Source organism: Nocardia sp. NPDC055050 (assembly GCF_053608345.1).
On the sequence record NZ_JBSGVG010000002.1, the window covers coordinates 99,729 to 121,486 of the forward strand.

The following is a 21,758-nucleotide window of genomic DNA, read 5'->3' on the forward strand; positions in this document are numbered from 1 at the left end:
GGTGCTCCTTCCGAGCGCGATCAGCTCGCCTGCGCCTTGGGTTTGGCCGGCAGTGAGTAGTTGGCCCGGCCGAGCCCGAGAATGTGCTGGGCGATCATGTTGCGGAACACCTCGAGCGTGCCGCCGTAGATGCCGCACAGCGGCGCCCAGCGGTAGATGTATTCCATCCCGCCGTTGTCGGCGGCGCCCTCGGTCTCGATCGGCAGCGCGGCGGCGGGGCCGAGGATGTCCATCAGCTCGGGTGAGATGTCGCGCATGGCCTGCGCGATGGCGACGCGGCCGAACATGTGCGGCGCGGCGAGCGCGGCTTCCATCCGCGCGATACTGCGGCCCAGGCGATAGCCGACCGACCGGTCGTCGAGCAGACGACGCCCGTCGGGACCGGGACGGGCCGCGATGGCGACCACCTTCTCGACCGAGGTCGCCATCATCGTGCCCTGGTGGATGAGGATCGAGACATCCTGCAGGCCGTCGTCATCGGCGCCGACCACACCGTGTTCCTCGTTGAGGGGGCCCATCAGCACGGCCCACCCGCCGTTCACCTCACCGAGACGGTACTTGTCGTCGACCCGGACATCGCTGTAGTAGACGATGTTGGTCCGATCACCGTCGACGGTGCGGATGCCCTGGATCTCGATGCCGGGGCTGTTCAGCGGCACCAGGAACATGGTGAGGCTCTTGTGTTTCGACGCCTCGGGGTCGGTATTGGTGATCAGGAAGACGTACTGGCAGTTGTGCGCGCCGGTGGTGAACATCTTCGAGCCGTTGATCACCCACTGGTCGCCGTCACGCACCGCCCGCGTCTTGCACATCGCGACGTCGGACCCGCCGTCGGGCTCGGTGTATCCCAGGCACAACCGGATCTCACCGCGCTCGAGGCCGGGCAGTACCTCTTCCTGCAATTCGGCCGAACCATGTTTGCGCACGGACTTGGAGACGATCGCGGTCGTACCCCAGGTGACCCAGGGAATGTGGACCCGCCGCTTCTCCAGGTCCCACATCCGGCGCCGCAGGCGATTGAGCCCGCCGTCCGCTTCGTCGGCGAGCTCCGCCTTCAGCCACCCGGCCGCGCCGAGCGCCTCGTGCACGCCTGCGTCGAAGTTGTCACCGGTCTCGCGATCGCGGCGACGCACCTCGTCGGTGACATGGGTGGTGAGAAAGGCTCGTGCGCCGTCCAGGAATTCCTGGTCATCGGCAGAGAGTTCGACTCGTGAGAAATCCATGTTCTACTCCGTCCTAGGCCGACGCTGCGGCGAAGAGTTCAGCGACCTGCACTGCGCTGGCGCCCAGATCACCGGCGGCCAACGGCCAGCCCCGTGCCCGCACCAGATAGGCCGACGCGGCCGCTTCCGTCGCGACCCCGAGTCCGCCCTGCACCTGGACGGCCATCGTCGCCGCCCGCGGCGCCTCCTCGGCGATGAAGACGAACGCCGCGGCCGACAGACCGGGTTGCGTGTCGGGCTCGTGTTCGAGGAACCACGCGGCGCGCCGGGTCAGGTTGCGCGCGGCATTGACCGTGATCGCGATATTGGCCAGTGGATGGGAGATGCCCTGCAGGGTCGAGATCGGGACACCCATCGTGTAGCGGGTGGTGGCGAATTCCGCGGCGATCCGGAGGGTTTCGTCGATCAGCCCCACCAGGGCCGCGGCGGTGAGCACGCGCCATTCGTCGAGCGCCCGGTGGTACTCGGTGAGCGCCTGCGCGCCACTGGCCAGCACGGTCCGGCGGTCGGCGGCGGCCGGGTCCACCCAGGCCATCGGCAGCCGGCCGATGTTGTCGACCTTCGCGGGGCGGGTATCGAAGCTCACCCGCACGATGTCGTCGCCGTCACGGACGATGATGTCGTCGGCGACCGAGCCCGCGGCGATGAGCCGGACGCCGGTCGCGGGGTCGACGCGGGTATCGAGGGCGAGCAACCGTGTGCCCTCGACCACCTCGGTGCTGTCACTCTCGCCCGCGGTCAGCGCGCCGAGTCGGCCCAGCAACCGTGCCGCGCAGATGTGATCGATCCACGGCAGTGGAGCGATCACCCGTCCCAATTCCTCGGCGACCAAGGACAATTCGACCAGGGTCGCGCCGTCACCGCCGACCGCTTCCGGCAACGCCATCGAGGTCGCGCCGGTCGCGCACAGCTGCTCCCACAGATCCTTGTCGAATCCGGTCTCCTCCGCCGCGCGGACGGTCTCGAGGGAACACCGCGAACGGAAGAACTTCGCGTAGACGGCCTGGAGTTCGGTTTGATCCGCCGACAGGCTGTAGTCCTGTCGACGCAGTTCATATCGGTCCAACATCGTATTTCTCCTGATTGCGGCGCGTCAGTCGCCGACGGATCGGTCGCCGAAGAAGAACTCCTGCGCGTTGTTGTAGAGGTAGTTGTCGAGCACGTCCGCGGGCAGATCCAAGGCCTCGGCCTCGGGCACCAGCCTGCGCATAGCGAGCACCGGCCAGTCCGAACCGAAGATGACCTTGTTCTTCCCCCGGGTACGCATGAAGTGGGTCAAGCTGTCCGGCAACCGTTTCGGCGACCAGGCCGAGGTCATCAAGCGCAGGTTCTCGTACTTGATGAGCAGCCGGATCGCGGTGTCCCACCACGGATCGGCGCCGTGGATCATGCACAGTTTCAGTTCGGGGAACTGGTAGCACACCCGGTCCAGATAGATCGGATTCTGGACCTCACCCGGGATCGGCGGGCCAGGAATCCCGGTGTTCATGCACAACGGAAGACCGATCTCGGCGCATTTGTAGTAGAGCGGGTAGTACACCGCGTCGGTCGGCGGATACCGGCCGTCGCCCCAGAAACTCGCCCCGGTGGTGGTGTAGGTGACGGGCAGGTCGCGCACCAACGCGGTGAGTTCACGCAGCGAGGCGACCGGGCGCAGGAGATCGACGCCGTTGACCGCCAGCGAGAACCGATCCGGGCGTGCCTCGACGAACGCGAGCGCGGTCTTGGACGGTTTCACCATCGAATACATCAGAACGGCCTTCTCGACGCCCTGTTCGTCCATCTCGTCGAGCAAGGCACCGAGCTCGACCTGGGCGTACATCGACGCCGCGCCCTTGAAATAGTCGTCGCGGACCTTGAGCATCCAGGTGGGTTGCTCGAGCTCGCCGAAGTGGACATTGACCAGACAGTCGTTGACCTTGCGCATCGTCATTCCCCGTTTCCCTCGGCTTCCGCGGCGGCGCGCTGCATGGCCCAGCGGTAGTCCGGTTTGCCGTTTCCGAGCCGACGGATCTCGTCGACATAGATCACGGCTTTGGGCACCTTGAAGCCGGCCAGCCGAGATCGGCACAATTGCCGCAACGCCGCCGGACCGACCCGATTCGCGGCGTAGACACGGTCGCCGGGATCGACGCAGACCAGCGCGACCACCTCGTTGCCCCATCTCGCACTCGGTCTGCCGACCACGAGCGCGTCACCGACCCGGGGGTTCGAGCGCAGCACCTCCTCGACCTCTTCGACGAACACCTTCTCGCCGCCGGTGTTCACCACGAGGGCGTCACGCCCGAGCAACCGCAACGAGCCGTCGGCGGCGACGGTCGCACGGTCACCGGGGATCGCCATCCGGACGTCGCCGATGACGGGGAAGGTGCGCTCGGTGGCCTCGCGGTCGTCGAGGTAGCCCAGCGGGACGCGCCCGGTCCGCGCCGCCCAGCCGACCTCGCCCTCCCCCGGCGTCAGGAACCGGGTGCGGTCGTCGCTCACCGCCGTTCCGCCCGGCATCGGCGCGAAGCTGTCGACTTCGTTGCCCTTGGTACTGCGACCGAATCCCATGCCACCCGTTTCCGACGACCCGTAGCCCTCGACCACGAACGCGTGCGGAAGCAGGTCGAGCAAGTCACGCCGGTGCACCGGATTGGTCGCCGCGCCGCCGGTACCGATCGCCATCAGCGCGGACAGGTCGTAGGACTCTTCGCGCAACGCGCGCACCAGCGGACCGGCGTAGGCGTCACCGACGATCGTCATGAGCGCGACCTTTTCCTGTTCGGCCACGCGCAGTGCGCTGTGCGCGTCGAACTTGTGCCGGTCGTCGTAGAGCACGATCGTCTGCCCGGCGAGCAGGCCGGCGAACGAGGTCCAGATCCCCGCCGCGTGCGACAGCGGCGACACCGCGAACCAGACGTGACCGGTCATCAGCGCGAGCCGGCGCAGGCCCTCGCCCGACTCGTGGTCGGCACCGTTCATCGACGAGACGTACATATCGCTCTGGCGCCAGAGCACGCCCTTGGGCCTGCCCGTCGTGCCGCCGGTGCACAGCATCACCAGGTCGTCGGGCGAGGTCTCGATGACCGGTTCGTCGGCGCCGAGCGCCACCGCGTCCTCGTAGCCGATCGCACCCGCCAGCTCGGGGACGTCACTGCCGTCGTCCACCGAGACCAGCAGTTCGACGCCCTCGGGCGCGGATTGCTCGACGACCGAACCGAAGGACCGGTGGTAGACGATGCCGCGCGGCTTGATGTAGGCGAGCAGATCCCGGATCTCGTGGGCGGTGTAGTGGTGGTTGATGTTGACCGGTACGACCCGTGCCTTCATACCGGCGATCATCACGTCCAGGTACTGATCGTTGCGCATGAGCAGCGCGATCCGATCCTGCCCGCATTCCCATCGATCCAGTTCCGCGCGCGGGGTGTGCACACCGAATCCCCGCTCGGCCAGGAAGTTCGCGAACTTCCTGGTGCGCAGCGCGGTGTCGCCGAAGGTGCGGCGACGCTCGCCGCACACTGTCAATGTCCGATCCGGCACTGCCGCCGCGACCTCGTCGAATACAGCGCCGATCGTCCATTCGGTCAACAGAGCGCTCCGCTACCTGCGCGGAGGTTCGATTGTTCTGTGTGCATGGTTCGGTCCTCGATGTCCTAGCGGAACGAAGCGGCGGGTGTCGCGCGCCGCCTGACGGGAAAGCTTGCCGCAAGCCGAATAGATATGACTACTGTATACGTAACAGTAGAGCCTGACGCAAGGTTTCGTCCGAGGATCGCTCCTGAACCGTCGAAGACCGGCCCAGCGGCGAGCGCAATCGATCCGCCACCTGTCGCAAATTCAAACGGTAGTCTTTACTGTATATGTAACGGTATGACTCACCGATACCGATCGACCAGGAAGAATCGGGGACGACAGTGACCACCGACAACGCGCCCGACAACAACGCGGGGACGGTGGGCGTCGAGCACGACGGACCGATTCTGCGCCTCACCATCGACCGGGCGAACCGACGCAACGCACTCTCCCCCAGCATGATCGACACCCTGGTCGCCACGCTCACCGCCGCCGCGACCGACGCCGAGCTGCGCGTCGTACACATCACCGGCGCCGGAGCGGACTTCTGCTCCGGTGTCGACTGGGTGGCGACCAACAGCGCGGGCGAGCGCCCGCCGACCGGAGATCTGGTGCGACGCATCCCCCACACCGCCCACCGGGTCATCGAGCTGCTCCAGACGGTGCATCTACCGGTGGTGTGCACCGTCCGAGGCTGGGCGGCCGGGCTCGGGTGCAATCTCGCGATCGCCGCCGATTTCACCCTCGCCGACACCGACGCTGTCTTCTGGGAGCCGTTCCTGCCGCGCGGATTCAGCCCCGACTCCGGCTCCACCTGGCTGCTTCCCCGCCTGGTCGGACTGGCCAGGGCCAAGCGGATGCTGCTGCTCGGCGAGAAGGTCGGCGCCGGCGACGCCGCCGACTGGGGCCTGATCCACGCGGCTATGGCACCCGATGACCTCGACCGGGCGACCGAGGAGCTGCTCGCCCGGTTGGCCGCCGCGCCGACCATCGCCTTCGGCCTGGCCAAACAGTCCATCCACCGCAATCTGGTCACGGGATTGACAGAGGCGATGGACAACGAGCTCTACGCACTGGAACTCGCTTGCCGCACAGCTGATTTCAAGGAGGGTCTGGCGGCCTTCCGGCAACACCGTGCTCCCGAGTTCCACGGCCGGTGACCCCCGGCCGACTCTCCCACCACTCGACACCATGAAGAGGTACCGATGAAGACCAGAGGCGCGTTGATCTGGGACCGCGATCAGCCGTGGTCGATCGAAGACATCGAGATCGGCGAGCCACAGACGGGTGAGGTCAAGGTCAGGATGGAGACGGCGGGGCTGTGCGACGCCGACCACCATCTCGTCACCGGCGACATCGCCATGGCCGATTTCCCGGTCCTCGGCGGTCACGAGGGCGCGGGGGTGGTGGTGGAAGTCGGTGCGGGCGTGCACGATCTCACCGTGGGCGACCATGTGGTGATGTCGTTCGTGCCGTCCTGTGGCACGTGCGGGCCGTGCCGGGCCGGACTGTGCAATCTGTGTGATCTGGGCGCCGGCCTGCTCGGTGGCGCGGCTGTCTCCGACGGCACCTTCCGGGTCACCGCGCGGGGACGCGGAGTGCATCCGATGGCGCTGGTCGGCGCGTTCGCGCCCTACGCCGTGGTCCATCGGGCCTCGGTGGTCAAGATCGACCCGTCGATCCCGTTCGAGATCGCCTGCCTCGTCGGTTGCGACATCACCACCGGCTACGGCTCGGCTGTCCACACCGCACGGATCCAGCCGGGTGAGGATGTCGCGATCATCGGGCTCGGCGGCGTCGGCGCGTCCACGCTGCAGGGCGCGGTGCTGTCCGGGGCGTCGCGGATCTTCGTCGTCGACCCGGTCGAGTGGAAGCGCACGCAGGCCGAGAAACTCGGTGCCACCGATGTCTATCCCGATCTCGCGACCGCCGCCGCCGGCATCACCGCCGCGACGGGCGGACGGATGTGCCACAAGGTGATCGCGTCGATGGGGCGACGAGACGGCGACGACCTCGAGGCGTGGATGGACCTCACGGCCCGAGCGGGCACCTGTGTACTCACCGCCATGGGCTCCACAGTGGCCGCCCAGGTGCCGCTCACGCTGTCGATGCGGACGTTGTTGCAGAAGAACCTGCAGGGCAGCCTGTTCGGCGGCGGGAATCCGCACGAGGACATCCTCGAGGTGCTGGCCCTCTACAAGCTCGGCGACCTCGATCTGGACGGCACGCTCACCAAGGAGTACCGGCTCGACCAGATCAACGAGGGCTACGAGGAAATCCACCGCACCCCCGGTCTGCGCGGCATCATTCGCTTCACCGACGCCGATCGGTAGCACGCACGAAGCAAGGGGGCCGAACGGTGTCGTTCGGCCCCCTTGCTGTCGGCGGTTCAGGGAATGATGACGGTGCGCTGCACGGGCTGGGCGGGAGTCTGTCGCCCGTAGAGGCCGCGCTGCAGCGAGCGCAGCAGAACGTCGCGGGTCTCCTCGGGCCGGATCAGTTCATCGAATCCCATGTGTTCGGCTGAATGGTAGGACGCCTTCAGCTCCATCTCGCGCAGTTCGGCGGCCAGATCCGCTTCGGCGTTGGAGGCGTTGCTCAACGCGGCAGCGCCCATCGCGCCCATCGTGGCGCCCGGGTAGGCGAAGGTGCCCGCCTGACCGTCGAATCCGATCAGCGACATCACCATCGAACCGAATCCGTAGGCCTTGCGCAGTGTCACATGCAGTTTCAGCGTTGTCGCCGCGGTCTGCGCGACGAACATCCGCGCGCCGCTGCGCAACACGCCCTCCCGCTCGGACTCGCTACCGGGCAGCATCCCCGGGTTGTCGGCGAGGAAGATGATCGGCAGGTGGAAGGAATCGGCGACCATGATGAAGTGGGCCGCCTTGTCCGCGGCCTCGGTGTCGATCGAACCCGCGAGGACCTGCGGCTGATTGGCCACCACCGCGACCGGGTGCCCACCCAGATGCGCCAGCGCGCAGATGATCGGCGTGCCGCGTTCGGGCTGTACCTCGAACCAGTCGGTGCCGTCGAACACGACATCGAGCACGGCCCGCATGTCGTAGCTCTGCACGTTGTCCCGGGAGACGATGTCGAGCAACTCCGGTGTCGCGCGCGGCCCCGTGGTCTCGTCGGCGAGATACACCGGCGGATAGGACCACGCGCTCGGCGGGAAATAGGACAGGTAGCGGCGGATCTCGTCGAGGACGTCCTCGTCGGTCTCGGCGACGTTGTGGACGACACCGCTGGGCAGCGCGACGTCGGGCCCACCCAGGTCTTCTTTCGAGATGTCCTCGCCGGTCGAGACTTTCACGACCGGCGGTCCCGCGGTGAAGATGCAGCCCTGCCTGCTCATGATGGAGAAGTCGGCGACCGGGGCGACCAGCGCGCCGTGGCCCGCCGATGGCCCGAGCACGGCGGTGACCATCGGCACCTTGCCCGAGCACTGCGCCTGGGCCAGCAGATCGGTGGGGGTTCGACCGTAGTGATCGCCGGTCGGCCGGAACCCCGCTCCTTCCAACAACATCACCAGCGGCACCTTGTCGCGCACCGCCAATTCGGCCAGCCGGTAGCGCTTGGAATTGCTGCCGGGAGCGATCGAGCCGGCCAGCGTGGTGAAGTCCTCGGCGCCGACCATGACGGGGACGCCGTTGATCAGCCCGGACCCGGTCACAATCGCGTCGGCGGCGACGTCGCCGCCGACGAGTGTGCCGAACTCCTGGAACGTGCCGGGATCGAGCAGCCGCTCGATACGCGCCCTGGCGTCCAGCTTTCCCTTCCCCCGGTGTTTGGCGACCCGGTCCGGGCCGCCCATCTCGAGCACGCGCGCGCGGCGGCGGCCGAGATCGTCGAGGGTCTCGTCCCAGGTGTTGGCAGTTGTCATGTCGGGCCTGTCTTCTGTGATCGGTCGCGCGGACCGCGCGGGAATATCGGGAAAGGGCGGGATTGTTCGGTCAGTCGATGGTGAAACGGATCGGCAAATGCTTCAACCCACCCACGAACGTCGTCGCCGTCAACTCCGGCTCCCCCGCCAACTCGATCGACCGCAAACGCGGCAACAACTCCCCCAAGAACTTGCTGATCTCCATCCGCGCCAACCCCGCACCCAAACAAAAATGCACACCATAACCGAACGCCACATGCTTGTTCGGCACACGCTCGATATCGAACCGAAACGGATCATCGAAAACATCCTCGTCACGATTCGCTGACACATACGACAACAACAACGAATCCCCCGCCGGAATCGACACCCCGTTCACCACCGAATCCTGCGCTGCCGTCCGCATGAACGCCTTCACCGGCGTCACCCACCGGATGATCTCCTCCACCGCACCCGGCATCAACTCCGGATTCCGCCGCAACCGATCCAACTGATCAGGATGCTCGATCAACGCCCGCACACCACCCGAAATACTGCTACTCGTCGTATCGTGGCCCGCGGTCGCGATAATCGCGTAATACGACACCACATCCACATCCGACAACAGCTCACCATCGACCTTCGCGTTCGCGATCATCGACGCCAGATCATCGGTCGGCTGCTCCCGTCGAGAGTTCGTCAACGCGGTGAAGAACGTGAACATCTCCACCAACGCGTTCATCGCCTCGTCCGGCGGCGTCGACCGCTTCAACTCATCGTCATCGGAGCCCATCAACTCCTGAGTCAACTTCAGCATCAACGGAAAATCGGACTCCGGCACCCCGAGCAACGACATGATCACGTACAACGGGAAATTCACCGCGATCTCGGACACGAAATCACACTCACCCCCGGTGTCTCGCATTCGATCCACGTATCGTTTCGCGAGTTCCTCGATCCGCTCACCCATCGCCTTCATCGCCTTCGGACCGAACCAGTCCGCCGCGATCGCCCGCACCACCCGATGCTGCGGATCATCCATATGGATCAGCGTCCGGATCCCGATCGCGGCTTGCATCTCGTCGGACTCCGCCGTCATCAACACCGGGCGCGGCCAGTTCGTGAACTGACTGTTCGCCCGCTCGACCGCCATCACGTCGGCGTGCTTGGTGATCGCCCAAAACGGCTTGTACCCCGCCACTTCCACCCGCGAGACCGGCTTGCCCGCCCGCAGCGCGGCCAACGCGGCGTGCAAACGCGGCTCGTCGGCGTAGGCGGAGGGATCCGCCAGTACGTTCGCGGCCTCATCAACGATCGGCATCACTATCAGCACCTTTTCCCGTTCCGAGCTGGCAACCCAGCAACCACCACCTCGCACGCACCCGCGTCGACGGCGTTGTCTCGCCCACAAGACTGATTTATAGTTACCCTTACTGTCAAGCTTTCCGTAACAGCTACGGAGCGCTCGATCGGTGCGGTACCCTCGCCGCCCGCCGCCCCACGTTCGAGGCCCTCACCTCGGCAGTCGCATTGCCGACCCGGATGCCGGTCAGATACTGTATGTCTTACAGTAAGTATTACTCCCAATACTCGTACGGTGTGACGAAGCCAGAGGTGAGCTGTGAACAGCCCAGTTGAGGACCGAGCAGAGACGATGGGGGACGTTCCCGATCCCCACGATCCCTACCCCTTCTTCGCCGCGCGGCGGCGCGCGGGCGGCGTATTCCACGGGACGGTGATGGACTACTCCAGAACCCCGAAGGAACTGCGCCCCACCGATACCTACGCCGTGATGTCGTGGTCCGCGGTGAACAAGGTCTTGCGCAACAACACGGTGTTCAGCACCCAGCTCTACGACGCGACGATCGGCGTGTTCATGGGCCCCACCATCCTGGCGATGAACGGGGCACCGCACCGCGCCCACCGCAACTTGGTGTCGGCGGCCTTCAAACCGCAGTCGCTGGCCGTGTGGGAACCCGAGGTGGTCCGCCCGATCTGTGACGAACTCATCGACGAATTCATCGACGAGGGACGCGCGGACCTGGTCCGCGACTTCACCTTCGAGTTCCCCACCCGGGTTATCGCCCGCCTGCTCGGGCTACCGGCCGAGGACCTGCCCTTCTTCCGGGACGCCGCCGTGGCGATCATCAGCTACGCGGGCAACGTGCCGAGGGCGCTGCAAGCTTCCAAGGAACTGAAGGAGTACTTCCTCGGTCATATCGAGCAGCGGCGAGCCACTCCGAGTGATGACATCATCAGCGACCTGGTCACCGCCGATATCGACGGCGAGAAGCTCAGCGACCGCGCGATCTACTCCTTCCTCCGGCTGCTGTTGCCCGCGGGCCTGGAAACGACCTACCGCTCGTCGGGGAACCTGCTGTTCCAATTGCTCAACCACCCCGAGCAATTCGCCGCGATCCAACAGGATCACAGCCTGCTCCCGCAGGCGATCGAAGAGGGCCTGCGGTTCGAGACACCATTGACACTGGTGCAGCGCTACGTCACCGAGGACACCGAATTGGAGGGCGTGGCCATCCCCGCGGGGGCGGTCGTCGATGTCTGCCTCGGCTCGGCGAACCGTGACGAGACCCGGTGGGAGCGTTCCGAGGAATTCGATATCTTCCGGCCGCACATCCCGCACATCAGCTTCACCGCGGGCGCGCACACCTGCCTCGGGTTGCACCTGGCCCGCCTGGAGACGCGCGTCGCCATGGAGGCACTGCTGTCGCGACTGACCAATATCACTCTGCTGCCCGACGGTGACCCCCACATCTTCGGCCAGCCGTTCCGCTCGCCGAGTTCGCTGCCGGTGACCTTCGATGTCCGCTGACGCGCGGCGGGTCGACCGCCCACACCGAGCCAGCCCTTTTCGACTCCGAGGAGCCCTGTGACCACCCGTAACATCTTCGATCTCACCGGCCGTTCGGCGCTGGTCACCGGTGCGGCCGGCGGCATCGGCGCGGCCGTCGCCGCGGCGCTGGCCGCCCAGGGTGCGGCGGTCCTTGTCACCGATATCGACGGCGCCGCCGCGGCGGTCACCGCCGAGAAGATCGTCGCCGACGGTGGCCGAGCCGCCGCCGCGGCGCTCGATGTTCGCGACCGGGCCGCCGCCGATGCGGCCGCGAGTGCCGCCGCGGAGTTGGCCGACGGGACACTGCATATCGTGGTGAACAACGCCGGCGCCACCGAACCCGCGATGTTCGGTGCCACCACCGAGGAATCGGTGCTGCGGATGCTCGACATCCACCTGCTCGGCGCGTTCCGCGTGACGCAGGCAGCGCTGGCGTACCTGCCGACCGACGGCACCGGCCGCGTCATCAATGTGACCTCGTCGGCGGGACTGGTCGGCACGCTCGGCCAGGTCAATTACTCGGCGGCTAAATCCGGCATCGTCGGCATGACGAAATCGCTGGCCCGCGAACTCGCCCGCAAGCAGATCACCGTCAACGCGCTCGCCCCGGCCGCGGCCACCCCGATGACCGCCACGATCCGCACCGATCCGAAGTTCGCCGAGCAGATGCTCAATCGCATTCCGCTGCGGCGCTGGGCCGAGCCTGCCGAGGTGGCGGGCGCGTTCGTCTTCCTCGCCTCCGACGCGGCGTCGTTCGTCACCGGCCAGGTGCTGCCGGTCGACGGCGGCCTGGTGATGTAACGCGACACCGCAACACAATTGAGGCCCGGGCCCCCGCAGGGACCCGGGCCTCAATTGTCAGGTTCTCGCTAGTCCAGTTCCGGCTCGGGCACGTGGAAGTGGGCGTCGCGCAGCCGGAACGCCTCCTTGGTGCCGTGCTCGGCCCTGGTCTTCACAAAATTGAATTCTCCCGGCGAGAACTGCAGGTTGGTGCCGTAGGCGTGGAACAGATAGCTCGCCACCTCCTCGCCCTGATAGGCCTGACTCTGCTCGACCATCCGGAACGCCTCCTTCGCGATCACCACACCGTCGGCCGGCATCTTCGCCGCCTTCTCGGCCCAGTAGCGCGCCCGCGCGGTGACCGCCGCCGAATCGCAGGTCTCGGTGAAGACACCGAGGTGCTCGAGCGTGCCCGCCTCGATGATGTCGCCGGTGAGCAGCATCCGGCGCGCGAGCACCGGGCCGAGCCGATGGAAGAACATGTGCAGGCTGCCCAGCGCCGGGCCGAGGAACCGCGCGGCGGGCATGCCGATCTTCGCGTCGCGGGCGATGACCGAGATGTCGGTCATCAGGGCCATTTCGAATCCGCCGCCCAGCGCGTAGCCGCTGATCTCGCCGACGGTGACCTTCGGGAAGCCCATGAAATTGTGGTAGAAGCCGAAGGACTTGCGGTCCACCGTGAGTCGGCGGCGCTGACTCGGTCGGCTCTTGGCGGGCCGATCGCCGTTGGTCGCGGGACGCTCCCCGTACCAGCCGTAGGCGTTGTTCATGTCGGCGCCGGTGCTGAACACCCCTTCGGCGCCGCGCAGCAGCACGACGGTGATGTCGTCATCCTCGGCGACCTCGTCCAGATAGCGCGCGATCCCGTCCCGCATCTCGGCGTTGTAGGAGTTGCGCTGCGACGGGTTGTTCAGCGTGATGGTGGCGATCCTGCGATCGGGATCGACCTCGTAGAGCACGCGGCCCTCGGCGGTACTGGAACTGGTCATCGACTGTCTCTTCCTTGTTCGAGGGGGATGGGCGCGCGCTGTCCGTAGCGCGCGGTGGTCGGCGTGGTCATCAGACGACCTGCCGCTCGCGCAGGTCGGCCACCTCGTCGGGGCTGTAACCGAGATCGGCCAGGATCTGCCCGGTGTGCTCGCCGAGCAGCGGCGCGCGCCGCCGAATCCGTCCCGGTGTGCGCGACATCCGGAACGGGGTTCCGACGATCGGCACCGGCTTCGACGCTCCCGGATAGTCGATCCGCTCGAGGTAGCCCAGCTTCTCGACGTGCGGGTCCTCGAGCACGTCCTGGGTGCTGTGCATCGGCGCCGCGGGCAGTTTGAACTGCTCGAGCGCCGCGAGCACCTCGACCTTGGTGCGACCCCGGCACCAGTCCTGCATGAGGTCGTTGAGGAAGTCGCTGTGCTGCCAGCGCAGGTCGTCACCGGCGAAGCGCGGGTCGTCCATGAGATCCTCCCGGCCGATCAACCGGCACCAGCGGCGGAACATCGGCTGCCCGGCCACCTGGAGCAGCACCCAGCCGTCGGTGACCTCGTAGAGGTCGCACGGCGCGACCGAAGTCCCCCGATTGCCCATGCGCGGTTTGTCGACGCCGAGCAGGTCGCGCTCGATCAGGAACGCGTTGCTCATCATCAGCGCGGTCGGCAGCAGCGCGCCCTCGACGTGCTGGCCCTCGCCGGTGGCGCGATGGTGGAACAGGGCCATCATGACCCCGATGGCCAGTGTCATCGCGGTGCCGAAGTCGGTGTAGGGGACTGTGGTGCGGATCGGCTGCTCGGGCAGGCCCTGGCGGTGGGTAGCGCCCGACATGACCTGGCCCGCACCGTCGAAACCGATGCGGTCACTGTAGGGACCGCCCTCGCCGTAGGCCGTGGCGCTGGCCAGGATGATGTCGGCCTTGACCGCGCGCAGGGTGTCGTAATCGAGTCCGCTGGCCTGCATTCCGGCCAACGGCATGTTGGCGACGACGATGTCGGCGCCTGCCACGAGGCGCCGGGTGATCTCGGCGCCGTCGGGTGTGGTCGAGTCCAGAGTCAGCGACCGCTTGTTGCGGTTGCACTGCAGGAACGTGCCGCCCTCGCCGCCCTCGGTCACCGCCTGCACCCAACGGTCCTCGCCGCCCTCGCGCTTCTCGACGCGGACGACATCGGCGCCCATGTCGGCCAGGATCGCGGTGCACCACGGGGCGGCGATGAACCGGCCGTAGTCGAGCACCCGCACACCGTCGAGGACGCCCTTGCTCGTACTCCCCCCGGCGGGCCGGTCGGCTCCCGTGCCGCCCGAAGGTGTGGTCCCGTTCTCGGCCATCGCCACTCTTTCCTCGTCGGTACTTCACGTCACCTTGGCAGAACCATAACGGTATTGTCTACTGTATATCTAACAGTATGGGCCACGCCCTGTCCCCCAGGAGGAATGCATGCCGTTCGACACCATCGGCTACGAGGTAGACGGGCACACGGCCACCATCACGCTGAACCGGCCCGAGGCCCTCAACGCGCTGAGCCCGCACATGATCACCGAACTGCGCGCCGCCTACGACGAGGCCGAGAACGACGACAAGGTCTGGCTGCTCATCGTGACCGCGAACGGTCGTGCCTTCTGCACCGGCGCCGATGTCAAGGCGATCCCCGGCGACGGCAAGGTCCTCAACGAGAAGCCGTACCTGTCGACCTACGAGCAGTGGGAGGCTCCGCAGGAGGGCACCCCGCCCTTCCGGACCATGACCAAACCGATTGTTGTCGCGATCAACGGAATCTGTTGCGGCGCGGGCCTGGACTGGGTGACCACCGGCGACATCATCATCGCCTCGGATCGAGCGACCTTCTTCGATCCCCATGTGAGCATCGGGCTCGTCGCGGGCCGAGAGGTGGTCCGTCTGGCGCGGGTGCTCCCGCGCACCGTGGCCCTGCGGATGGCGATGATGGGCAAGCACGAGCGGATGAGCGCCCAACGCGCCTACGAGCTGGGCATGATCACCGAGGTCGTCGAGCACGACCGCCTGCTCGAGCGGGCCCGCGAGATCGCCGACACCCTCAATTCCAATGCGCCGCTGGCGGTTCGCGGGACCCGACTGGCGATCGTCAAGGGCCTGGACGTGCCGATGCACGAGGCCGAGATGCTGGCCGAGTCGTTCCGCGAACGGGTCACCCGCACCGAGGACGCGCTCGAGGGACCGCGCGCGTTCGTCGAGAAGCGCGCCCCGGAATGGCAGTGCCGATGAGCGCCGACTACAGCACGATCACGCTCGACATCGACGCCGACGACCGGGTCGCCACCCTCACCCTGAACCGCCCCGAACGACTCAACGCCTTCGACCGCACCATGTGCGAGGAGGTGCGCGACGCGTGGCGCCGGATCAGGCTCGACGACTCGGTCAACGCGGTCGTCCTGCGCGCGGCAGGCACTCGCGCCTTCAGCGCGGGGCTCGACATCAAATCCGCCTACGGGCAGCCCGACGGGATCTGGCATCACGAGGACCCCGGCGAGCTGTTGAGCCCCAAGTGGCAGAAGATGTGGAAACCGGTGGTGTGCGCGGTCAACGGCCTGTGCACCGCCGGCGCGTTCTACTTCGTCAACGAGTCCGACGTGGTGATCTGTTCCGACGATGCCACCTTCTTCGACTCCCATGTGTCGGCGGGGTTGGTGTGCGCGCTGGAGCCGATCGGACTCATGCGCCGGGTCGGGCTCGGGGAGACCCTGCGCATCGCGTTGATGGGTAACGACGAACGGGTCTGCGCCGAGACCGCGCTGCGCATCGGCCTGGTAACCGAAATCGTGACCCGCGAACAACTCTGGGAACGCGCGCACGCCATCGCCGCCGGCATCGCGGCCAAGCCGCCGACGGCGACCCAGGGCACGGTGAAGGCGATTTGGGAATCGCTGGACAAGCCCTACCGGGCCGCACTCGATCAGGGCCTCATCTACACCCGCCTCGGCAATCCGATCGCCAAGGCGGAACTCGCCGCGGCCGCGGGGGATCAACAACGCCGCGGCATTTCGACCGAACCGAGGATTCGTTGATGACCGACACCCACGACCATCCACTGAGCGGGCGCATCGCCGGAGTCCTCGACCTGGCGCCGAGTTCACGGGCCATCGAATTCGACGGAACCTGGCACAGCTGGGGCGAACTCGCCGAGACCGCACGACGCGTCAGCGCGCTGATCACAACGCCGTGCCAGGTCGGCATCCTGTTGCGCAACCGCCCCGAACACGTGGCCGCGTTCCTCGGCGTGCTGCTCAGCGGCGGCACCGTCGTGGTGATCAACCCCTCCCGTGGCGACGACCGCACTCGATCCGATATCGCCGCGCTCGAATTGCCACTGGTGATCGGCGGGCAGGCGGACCTGGCCGGGCTCGTCGGGCCGGGGGCCGCGACCGTGACCATCGCCGACCTCGACACCACACCGATCCCCAGCGAGCCGATCGGCGAGCACGACGCGGGCACCCCGTTGCCGGGGATCGCCGTCCGCATGCTCACCAGCGGGACCACCGGGCCGCCCAAGCGCGTCGAGATCACCTACGACATGCTGGCGCGCAGCGTCATCGGCACCGACTTCGAGCAGGCCGCCGCACCGACCGCGCCGCGCGGTGGCGTCGCGATCGTCAATGCCCCGTTGGTGCACATCGGCGGTATCTTCCGCATTCTGCAGTGTGTCGTCGATGCCAGGCCGTTCGTCTTCCTGCCGCGCTTCGACCTCGACCGCTGGGCGGCGGCGGTGCGGGCGCACCGGCCGGGCGCGGTGTCACTGGTACCCGCCGCCCTGCGGATGGTGCTGCACTCCGACCTCGGCCCCGCGGATCTCGACGGCGTCCGGGTGGTCACCTCGGGCACCGCGCCGCTGTCGGCCGCCGACGCCGACGCCTTCCAGGACAAGTTCGGCATTCCGGTCCTGACGTCGTATGCCGCCACCGAATTCGGCGGCGGCGTCGCCGGCTGGACGCTTCCCGACCACCGGCAGTTCTGGAATACCAAGCGCGGCAGCGTCGGCCGTGCCAGTGGCGGCGCCCGCCTGCGGGTGGTCGACGAGGACGGCACCGCGCTCGGGCCCGACGTGCCCGGCCTGCTCGAGGTCGCACCCGGCCAGCTCGGTCCCACCGCGAGCTGGGTGCGGACCACCGATATCGCCCGCATCGACGCCGAGGGGTTCCTCTGGATTCTCGGACGTGCCGATCAGGCCATCATCCGAGGTGGATTCAAGATCATGCCCGATGATGTGCGCGCCGCGCTGGAGGAACATCCCGCGGTCCGCGGCGCGGCGGTCGTCGCCAGGACCGACGACCGGCTCGGCGAGACCCCGGTCGCCATGGTCGAGCTGCGCGCGGGTCGCCACACCGAGGTCGACGAGTTGGTCGACTACCTGAGCACTCGATTGGCCCGCTACGAGATCCCCACCGATATCGCTGTCGTAGAGGCGATTCCGCGTACCCCGTCGGGCAAGGCGGACCTGTCCGCGGTCCGCGCGCACTTCACCGCAACCCCCATCGGCCCACGGCCACATTCCGAAAGTGGTGATCCGACATGATGTCGACTATCCGAGAGATCACTGGACTACTCGACCACATCGGCTTCCGCAAGGCGACCGACCTCGACGGCTCGCTCATCTGGGAGCTGCCTGTCGCACCGCACGTCGTCAACACCTCCGGCGGGCTGCAGGGCGGCTTGATCGCGACACTGGCCGACATCGCGGCGGGCACCCTCGCTCTGGAGTCCCGGCCGCCGAACGCCGGTATCGTCACCTCGGATCTGAGCGTGCGCTACTTCCGCCCGATCACCGAGGGCACCGCGCGCGCGGTGAGCAAGATCGTGCACGCGGGCAAACGGTCGATCGTGGTCCAGGTCGAGGTATTCGACGGCGAGGACGGCGCGTTGGCGGCGCTGGCGACCGTGAATTTCGCGACGGTGAGCTTCGCGACGGACGGATCGGCGACCACGGGCAGCTAGCACCCGAACGGGCGCTACGCCTTCGACATCGGCCGGGTCCCGGCGCGATCAACCAGTCGCGCCGAGACCCCGTCGATGTCAACGCCCGGCATACAGGGCGGCCACCGCGTCCGTCCTGGCTTTCAGCGCGGCATTGCGCGGAAGATCGTCGACTACGGCGATCGCGACGGGCACATGGTGGCTCGGCAGCTGGTCTCGCAGGTGTGCGATCAGGTCCGCTTCCGTGGGTTTCGGCACTTCGCGACGCGGCTGCACGGCGGCGAAAGGTACCTGACCCAATCGGCTGTCCGGGACGCCGACAACACACGCATCCCGTACCGCGGGATGGGTGAGCAGGGCGGCACGCACGGTTTCGGGCAGGATCTTGAAACCGCCACGATTGATCGCGCCGTCGGCTCGCCCGTGAATCGTCACGAACCCGTCGGCATCCACGGAGGCCAGATCGGTGGTCCGTACCCAGGTGGCACCGAGCGCGGCCACCTCGGCCTCGAGCAGTCCCGTCGCGCCGACACCCACCTGCGCACCGGTCACCGCGTCGACGATGCGCACGCGCACTCCGGGCAGCGGCACACCGACGCTGCCGGCCTTGGTCGCACCGAATCGCTCGTGCAACTGCGGCGTCCACGCACACACCGAGCCGGCGAACTCGGTGGCACCATAGGCCCACAGCAGTGGAATGGCGTAGCGGCGTTCGAATTCCGCACGCAGTTCCGGCTCGAGCGGGCCGGATCCACCCGGCAGATATTCCAGGGACGACAGGTCCTGCGGCGGCACCTCGGCTTCCAGCAGCATGCGCAGAATCGTCGGTTGCACGCCGGTCCGAGTGACCCGGTAGGTCTTGACCGCCCGCACCCATTCCTCGACCGTGAACTTCTCCAGCAACACCATGCGTTTGCCGAGGAACGGCGCCGCGAGCAGCTGACAGATACCGATACTCCCGAACGGCCAGTACACCAATTCCGGCGGATCGTCGGGATCGGCGACGGTCACCCCGCCGGTCATGGTGCGGACCGTATGTCCCAACGCCGACAGCGGAATCGGCACCCGCTTGGGTGGGCCGGTCGTTCCGCTGGTCAGGATGTGCAAGCCGGGCACGGTTGTCACCTGATCGGCGACTCGGCCGGTCGACCGGTCACCGTGCACGACGGTCTCGACCGAGGGCTCCTCCAGCGCCACCGCGATCCCGGCACCGCCCACCCGCTCGCAGGCGGCCACAACCGGCGCCGTCCAGTCAAGCCGATCGGCGATCACCGCGACCGGACGTGTCTGTTCGATGTCGCGGGCGATGCCCGAGGCCGACTGATACGAGTTGATCATCGTGACCGGACGACGTTGCGTGATGAACCCGAGGATCGCGGCCGCGTGCGGCACCCGATTGCGGACGACGATCCCGATCGAGTCCTCGGCGCGCACGCCCGCACGGTCCAACTCCGCGGTGATCCGGTGGATGTAGGCTCGCACGGCGTTGCCGGAATACCAGCGCCGCTCGAACTCTATGCACGGCCGCTCGCCGAAGCCCGCGAGCCCCTCGGCGAGTGCTGTCACGAGCTCGGTCGCGGCGGAGCTCTCGTCGTGATCCTGTATCGACATCTGTCGCCCTGCGATTCACTCAGGACCGGGCGGGAGCCGGCGGCCGGTAGAACAGTGCGAGCTGGCCGACCCCGGCCGCGAGGCCGAGGCCGACGGCGAGGTCGAATCCCCACCAGCCGTCCACCCGGTCGGTGCCGAAGATCAACTGGTCGAGACTGATCCGGCCGGGACCGAGGGTGGCCACACTCACCGCGCCCACCGCCAGCACCAGGTTGTACTCCCAGCCCTCTCCCACGATGAAGAAGCCCTTGGACCTGTGCACCGTCCAGGCGGCGACCAGCATGAGCGCGACGAACCCCGCGGCCGCGATCGGTGTGAGCAACCCGAAGGCCAGCGCGAGGCCGACGCCGATCTCGCTGCTCGCGGCAAGGCGCGCGTGCACGATGCCCGGCCGCATCCCGATGCTGTCGAACCAGCGGGCGGTGCCCGGTATCCGCCCACCCCCGAAGAACTTCTGGTAGCCGTGCGCGGCCATGGTGAGGCCGAGACACACTCGGAGAATCAGCACGCCCGTGTCGTACGCAGTCATCGTTGTACCGCCCTGTCCATCGAGGTCCGCGCCGTGAGCACGATGCTCGACACAGCTCCCGTATCACTTACCGCTGGTATTACAGTAATGTTAGACATTACGTGCGTCCGGTCAAGACGGCGCATCGGGCCACTTGCCCACCAGACACATCGAGCACCACGGCCGCGAAGCGCCGTGACGAGGAGGCCCTGCCATGACGAGCGCATCCACCGCCATCAGCGCGGTCACCGCGGAGGACTTCCGCGAAATACTGGCGCAGACCAAGGATTTCGTACGAAACGTGGTCGTCGGGCGAGAGCGCGAGATCGCCGAACAGAACCGGATGCCCGACGAGATCGCGCGTCAGGCCAAGGCCATGGGCCTGTTCGGCTACGCGATCCCCCAGGAATGGGGCGGCCTCGGACTCGATCTCGCCCAGGACGTCGAATTGGCCATGGAACTCGGCTACACCACGCTCGCGCTGCGCTCACTGTTCGGCACCAACAACGGTATCGCCGGTCAGGTCCTGGTCGGGTTCGGCACCGAGGAACAGAAATCTCGATGGCTCGAGCACATCGCCTCCGGCGCTGTCGTCGCGTCGTTCGCGCTCACCGAGTCCGGTGCGGGGTCCGATCCCGCGGCGCTGCGCACCAGCGCGACCAGGTCAGGTGACGGCTGGATCATCAACGGCGAGAAGCGCTTCATCACTAACGCACCGGTCGCCGATCTGTTCGTCGTCTTCGCCCGCACCCGTCCGGCCGACGAGGACGGCGCGGGCATCTCGGTGTTCCTGGTTCCCGCCGACGCCCCCGGCGTGACAGTCGGCCCCAAGGACCGCAAGATGGGCCAAGAGGGCGCGTGGACCGCCGAGGTGTATTTCCACGATGTCCGCGTCGGCGCCGACGCACTCGTCGGCGGTAGCGAGGACATCGGCTACCGCGCGGCGATGACCTCGCTGGCGCGGGGTCGTGTCCATATCGCGGCACTAGCGGTGGGCACGGCGCAGCGGGCGCTCGACGAATCCGTCGCCTACGCCGCGACCGCCACCCAGGGCGGCACCCCCATCGGGCGGTTTCAGTTGGTCCAGGCTCACCTGGCCGATATGCAGACCGGAGTGATGGCGGGCCGCGCCCTGGTTCGCGACGCCGCGCGCGCCTGGGTGGCGGGCGAGGATCGGCGGGTCGCCCCGTCGGTGGCCAAACTGTTCTGCACCGAAATGGCCGGGCGGGTAGCCGATTCGGCGGTGCAGGTGCACGGCGGCACGGGGTACATGCGCGATGTGGCCGTGGAACGGATCTACCGTGACGTCCGGCTGCTGCGGTTGTACGAGGGCACCAGCGAGATCCAGCGCCTGATCATCGGCGGCGGGCTGATCAAGAATGCCGAGCGAGCCGCCGAGTAACGACCGGCCGGGTCGGCCACCACTGCAGGGCTGTGGC

19 protein-coding genes are annotated in these 21,758 nt (G+C 67.3%); 9 read left to right on the forward strand and 10 right to left on the reverse strand.

What is annotated here, in order from left to right; translation table 11 throughout:
* Positions 1 to 20: 20 nt before the first annotated feature.
* The 4 genes from ACWGCN_RS03000 to ACWGCN_RS03015 are packed head-to-tail and all read right to left on the reverse strand — an operon-like array spanning position 21 to position 4,793.
* A complete protein-coding gene (locus tag ACWGCN_RS03000; protein ID WP_387446724.1) occupies positions 21 to 1,223 on the reverse strand; it encodes an acyl-CoA dehydrogenase family protein in 1,203 nt (400 codons plus the stop codon).
* A 13-nt stretch (positions 1,224 to 1,236) separates the two neighbouring features.
* Positions 1,237 to 2,289: an acyl-CoA dehydrogenase family protein gene (locus tag ACWGCN_RS03005; RefSeq protein WP_387447016.1), complete on the reverse strand. Its 1,053-nt coding sequence runs from the start codon at positions 2,287 to 2,289 to the stop codon at positions 1,237 to 1,239.
* 27 nt (positions 2,290 to 2,316) lie between these two features.
* Entirely contained in the window at positions 2,317 to 3,156 is an 840-nt protein-coding gene (locus tag ACWGCN_RS03010) for an amidohydrolase family protein (protein ID WP_452460381.1), read from the reverse strand.
* On the reverse strand, positions 3,153 to 4,793 hold the full coding sequence (locus ACWGCN_RS03015) for an AMP-binding protein (RefSeq protein WP_452460380.1): 1,641 nt from the start codon (positions 4,791 to 4,793) through the stop codon (positions 3,153 to 3,155). The genes ACWGCN_RS03010 and ACWGCN_RS03015 overlap by 4 nt, the downstream gene beginning before the upstream one ends.
* Before the next feature lie 326 nt (positions 4,794 to 5,119).
* Between ACWGCN_RS03015 and ACWGCN_RS03020 the strand changes: the two genes are divergently transcribed.
* Both ACWGCN_RS03020 and ACWGCN_RS03025 read left to right on the forward strand, forming a co-directional pair.
* On the forward strand, positions 5,120 to 5,938 hold the full coding sequence (locus ACWGCN_RS03020) for an enoyl-CoA hydratase/isomerase family protein (protein WP_452460379.1): 819 nt from the start codon (positions 5,120 to 5,122) through the stop codon (positions 5,936 to 5,938).
* A 45-nt stretch (positions 5,939 to 5,983) separates the two neighbouring features.
* The gene (locus ACWGCN_RS03025) at positions 5,984 to 7,111 is read left to right on the forward strand and encodes an NDMA-dependent alcohol dehydrogenase (protein ID WP_452460378.1); all 1,128 of its coding nucleotides are present in this window, start codon (positions 5,984 to 5,986) and stop codon (positions 7,109 to 7,111) included.
* 56 nt (positions 7,112 to 7,167) lie between these two features.
* Here the strand turns inward: ACWGCN_RS03025 and ACWGCN_RS03030 are convergent, their stop codons facing one another.
* Both ACWGCN_RS03030 and ACWGCN_RS03035 read right to left on the reverse strand, forming a co-directional pair.
* Positions 7,168 to 8,664 carry an acyl-CoA carboxylase subunit beta gene (locus ACWGCN_RS03030; RefSeq protein WP_452528954.1) on the reverse strand — a complete coding sequence of 499 codons (1,497 nt, stop codon included), beginning with the start codon at positions 8,662 to 8,664 and terminating at the stop codon, positions 7,168 to 7,170.
* 70 nt (positions 8,665 to 8,734) lie between these two features.
* Positions 8,735 to 9,964: a cytochrome P450 gene (locus tag ACWGCN_RS03035; RefSeq protein WP_452460472.1), complete on the reverse strand. Its 1,230-nt coding sequence runs from the start codon at positions 9,962 to 9,964 to the stop codon at positions 8,735 to 8,737.
* A gap of 333 nt (positions 9,965 to 10,297) precedes the next feature.
* Between ACWGCN_RS03035 and ACWGCN_RS03040 the strand changes: the two genes are divergently transcribed.
* Entirely contained in the window at positions 10,298 to 11,473 is a 1,176-nt protein-coding gene (locus tag ACWGCN_RS03040; RefSeq protein ID WP_387447014.1) for a cytochrome P450, read from the forward strand.
* 57 nt (positions 11,474 to 11,530) lie between these two features.
* The gene (locus tag ACWGCN_RS03045; RefSeq protein ID WP_387446715.1) at positions 11,531 to 12,295 is read left to right on the forward strand and encodes an SDR family NAD(P)-dependent oxidoreductase; all 765 of its coding nucleotides are present in this window, start codon (positions 11,531 to 11,533) and stop codon (positions 12,293 to 12,295) included.
* 68 nt (positions 12,296 to 12,363) lie between these two features.
* On the opposite strand, the gene ACWGCN_RS03050 is transcribed toward ACWGCN_RS03045, so the two are convergent.
* Both ACWGCN_RS03050 and ACWGCN_RS03055 read right to left on the reverse strand, forming a co-directional pair.
* Complete coding sequence (locus ACWGCN_RS03050; protein WP_067447004.1) at positions 12,364 to 13,263, reverse strand: enoyl-CoA hydratase/isomerase family protein; 900 nt, start codon at positions 13,261 to 13,263, stop codon at positions 12,364 to 12,366.
* 70 nt (positions 13,264 to 13,333) lie between these two features.
* Positions 13,334 to 14,584 carry a CaiB/BaiF CoA transferase family protein gene (locus ACWGCN_RS03055; RefSeq protein ID WP_452459797.1) on the reverse strand — a complete coding sequence of 417 codons (1,251 nt, stop codon included), beginning with the start codon at positions 14,582 to 14,584 and terminating at the stop codon, positions 13,334 to 13,336.
* A gap of 109 nt (positions 14,585 to 14,693) precedes the next feature.
* On the opposite strand from ACWGCN_RS03055, the gene ACWGCN_RS03060 reads away from it, so the two are divergent.
* The 4 genes from ACWGCN_RS03060 to ACWGCN_RS03075 are packed head-to-tail and all read left to right on the forward strand — an operon-like array spanning position 14,694 to position 18,221.
* A complete protein-coding gene (locus tag ACWGCN_RS03060; RefSeq protein ID WP_452459798.1) occupies positions 14,694 to 15,497 on the forward strand; it encodes an enoyl-CoA hydratase/isomerase family protein in 804 nt (267 codons plus the stop codon).
* Positions 15,482 to 16,297: an enoyl-CoA hydratase/isomerase family protein gene (locus ACWGCN_RS03065; RefSeq protein WP_452459799.1), complete on the forward strand. Its 816-nt coding sequence runs from the start codon at positions 15,482 to 15,484 to the stop codon at positions 16,295 to 16,297. Before ACWGCN_RS03060 ends, ACWGCN_RS03065 begins: the two co-directional genes overlap by 16 nt.
* The gene (locus ACWGCN_RS03070; protein ID WP_452459800.1) at positions 16,297 to 17,802 is read left to right on the forward strand and encodes a class I adenylate-forming enzyme family protein; all 1,506 of its coding nucleotides are present in this window, start codon (positions 16,297 to 16,299) and stop codon (positions 17,800 to 17,802) included. Before ACWGCN_RS03065 ends, ACWGCN_RS03070 begins: the two co-directional genes overlap by 1 nt.
* The gene (locus ACWGCN_RS03075; protein WP_378992937.1) at positions 17,799 to 18,221 is read left to right on the forward strand and encodes a PaaI family thioesterase; all 423 of its coding nucleotides are present in this window, start codon (positions 17,799 to 17,801) and stop codon (positions 18,219 to 18,221) included. Before ACWGCN_RS03070 ends, ACWGCN_RS03075 begins: the two co-directional genes overlap by 4 nt.
* A 78-nt stretch (positions 18,222 to 18,299) precedes the next feature.
* Here the strand turns inward: ACWGCN_RS03075 and ACWGCN_RS03080 are convergent, their stop codons facing one another.
* Entirely contained in the window at positions 18,300 to 19,811 is a 1,512-nt protein-coding gene (locus tag ACWGCN_RS03080) for a class I adenylate-forming enzyme family protein (protein WP_452459801.1), read from the reverse strand.
* 19 nt (positions 19,812 to 19,830) lie between these two features.
* Positions 19,831 to 20,340: a DoxX family protein gene (locus ACWGCN_RS03085; RefSeq protein ID WP_452459802.1), complete on the reverse strand. Its 510-nt coding sequence runs from the start codon at positions 20,338 to 20,340 to the stop codon at positions 19,831 to 19,833.
* A gap of 193 nt (positions 20,341 to 20,533) precedes the next feature.
* Between ACWGCN_RS03085 and ACWGCN_RS03090 the strand changes: the two genes are divergently transcribed.
* Positions 20,534 to 21,721 carry an acyl-CoA dehydrogenase family protein gene (locus tag ACWGCN_RS03090; RefSeq protein WP_379312491.1) on the forward strand — a complete coding sequence of 396 codons (1,188 nt, stop codon included), beginning with the start codon at positions 20,534 to 20,536 and terminating at the stop codon, positions 21,719 to 21,721.
* The last annotated feature ends 37 nt before the right edge of the window (positions 21,722 to 21,758 follow it).